Annotated in this window: 2 protein-coding genes and 1 pseudogene; all 3 read right to left on the reverse strand. The window is 53.7% G+C overall.

Annotated elements, in window-relative coordinates:
* Positions 1-543, reverse strand: a pseudogene (locus AC58NV_RS23480) (transposase domain-containing protein); the annotation flags it as partial.
* A gap of 38 nt (positions 544-581) precedes the next feature.
* On the reverse strand, positions 582-953 hold the full coding sequence (gene tnpB, locus AC58NV_RS23485; RefSeq protein ID WP_497229299.1) for an IS66 family insertion sequence element accessory protein TnpB: 372 nt from the start codon (positions 951-953) through the stop codon (positions 582-584).
* Positions 950-1,300, reverse strand: a complete 351-nt coding sequence (tnpA, locus tag AC58NV_RS23490) for an IS66-like element accessory protein TnpA (RefSeq protein ID WP_497229300.1) — start codon at positions 1,298-1,300, stop codon at positions 950-952. Before tnpA ends, tnpB begins: the two co-directional genes overlap by 4 nt.
* Positions 1,301-2,477: the final 1,177 nt, after the last annotated feature.

The following is a 2,477-nucleotide window of genomic DNA, read 5'->3' on the forward strand; positions in this document are numbered from 1 at the left end:
GGCAGTGGTCGGCAATTTTGCTAAACATGACCTGCGCCAAAAGGCCGGGACCGGGACGGCCCCGTTCAATCGGACGCGATGGCAGTGCAGATTGAACGATCCGGTCGCAATCCCGGCAGGCCATGCGCGGACGGACAATCCGGTTCACCACGAACCGGCCCGGCACATATTCCAGCTCCTCCGTCACATCTTCGGCAATGGCCCGCAGCTGGCCGCCGCACGTGCAGGCTTCGCCAGGCTTCAGAACCTGATCAATCCGGGGCAGTTCGGGCGGCAGCGGCTTGCGTTTAGTCTTGGCCTTCTGCCCCTCGGCATCCCCGTCAGGAGCATCTGCGCTGCCGCGGTCTCTTCCTCCTCCAGACGGAGCTGAAGCTGATCCAGGCTTTCCGACTTTGAGCCGAACCGGTGCCGGTTATGGCCCGCAAGCTGGTGTTCCAGCTTGGTGATCCTCAGCGCCTGCGCCTTTACCAGATCAAGCAGCCCCTCCGCTGTCTCGCGGAATTCACCGGGATCGGAAGGCAATGTTTTGGGCGCATCCAGCATGGGCCGGAATATACCCCGGCCACGGTGGAATGGGAATCCTACGGCTCTGCAATTGCGGGAAAATTACCAGCCGTCAGCGGCTTCCAGGTCTTCTGCGGCAATCGCCAATCGATCCCTTCCAGCAGCATCGACAGCTGCGCCGGTGTCAGGCTGATCTTGCCGTCTCTCGCAGAGGGCCAGACAAATCGGCCCCGCTCCAGCCGCTTGGAGAACAGGCACGTCCCCAGGCCATCCCACCAAATCACCTTCAGCAGATCGCCTCGCCGCCCCCTGAACACAAACAGATGCCCGCAAAACGGATCTTCGGCCAGCACCTTCTCGGCCAGAGCCGACAAACCGCCAAACCCTTTGCGCATGTCTGTAACCCCGGCGGCCAGCCAGACCTTTGTGCTTGCTGGAACCGGGATCACGCCGACAGCTTCCGGATAAGTGCGGCGAGCGCATCGGGATCAAAGCCGCCCTGAACCTTCAGCCGATGGCCGTTGGCAAGCTCTAACTCAATCTGCGCACCGGTATCCGGCAGCGCCCCCGCAGGTTCAGGATCCAAAACTTCAACCGGCAGGAACCGGGGTGCGTCCTGCTTCTCATCGGCCTCACCTGCAAAACGCAGCTCTTTCAGCCAATTGAAGACCTGATTGGCATTCACATCGTAGCGCCGCGCAACCTGGGCAACCGATACGCCAGGCACCCGCGTCTGGGCGCAGATCATCCGTTTCTCATCTTCAGACCAAGTCCGCCGCCTGCGCCGCTTCGACATGTTCAACCTCGTTAATGTCCACTTGTTCGCTAATGGACATTATCCATCACTAACGACCACCGTCAGCGCGGGCAGACCGGACGGTTACAGTTTTCAGGGGGCAGAGCAAGTTTGATCCATTTCCAATTCATGAACGAAAATGTGTTATATACTAAATAATGTACTTACTTCATATGTCAGACCGCTAAATTGTGATTGAGAATCACTTTTCCAAATTACGCCACCTTGGCCGCGAGCCTTTCCGCCAAGAGAATATGGGGCAAGTGACATGAAGGTCGGCTGTGTGTTTTCTAACTACAGAAGACGCTTATCAAAAATAGCTCAATAGTAGTACGTGCAAATACTGCTATTGGCGTGATGCAGGGTTAAGCTGAGGGGAAAATGTTTGGAGTGGGAACTGACGTGTGCGTTTCGGTTACTCCTGCTCAATGGGAGAAAGTGGAAGATCTGTCAATCGGAGATGAAATATTTGATCAGCGATATCAATCACCGGTGCCAGTTTGTGACATCCTAACTCGCACACATTGTGCTGAAAACTTGCTAAGGTCAGACTGTGAATTTATAAAACTGCCTGATCAATCTAGCACAGCAATAGGTGACCCAGAAGAGCTCACAAGTATTATCGAAATAGACTTGCTGCGTACGGTTCTTCCCAAATCAATAATCAATAACTTCAAAAAGGCGTCACAACGACACCCATTGGTTTCCTATGAATTTTTTACGAGTCGAAGCTGTGCAATTCTTGTTGGCGAAATAATGATCCCGGTAAGAGGGTTGGGAAGTGGTGGAGGGGAATTGGGAAACATAGAACAAATGTGTCTGGATCACAATTCATCAGTAGTATGTGGAGGCCCCCTCATGAATTTGATGGCATCAAGGAGCTAAAGTGAAGGGGCGCTCAAGATTTTCTGTCTACGTTAGCTGTTTTGCAGCATCCGCCAGAGAACGAAGAACTCATTGCATTCTCGGACGTTTCTGTGCTGGAACTGGAGGATGCCGCTAGAAAGCCGATTTTTCACTTCGCGTGTTCCTCACTTCTTTCGCCTAAATACCTGCTAAAAAAGGTCATCACGCGCAAAAGGTGACACCAAATTAGAACATATCAGATCGCTAGAATTAGGGTCTACCGGTTTCCGCTCACCAGTGGACAGCCCATCTGAATTGGCCCACCGTTATG

This window comes from Leisingera sp. ANG49 (genome assembly GCF_059694505.1).

Excerpts from the sequence above, each read along its gene's own strand:
- tnpA (WP_497229300.1), bottom strand. The coding sequence starts at position 1,300 with ATGTCGAAGCGGCGCAGGCGGCGGACTTGGTCTGAAGATGAGAAACGG.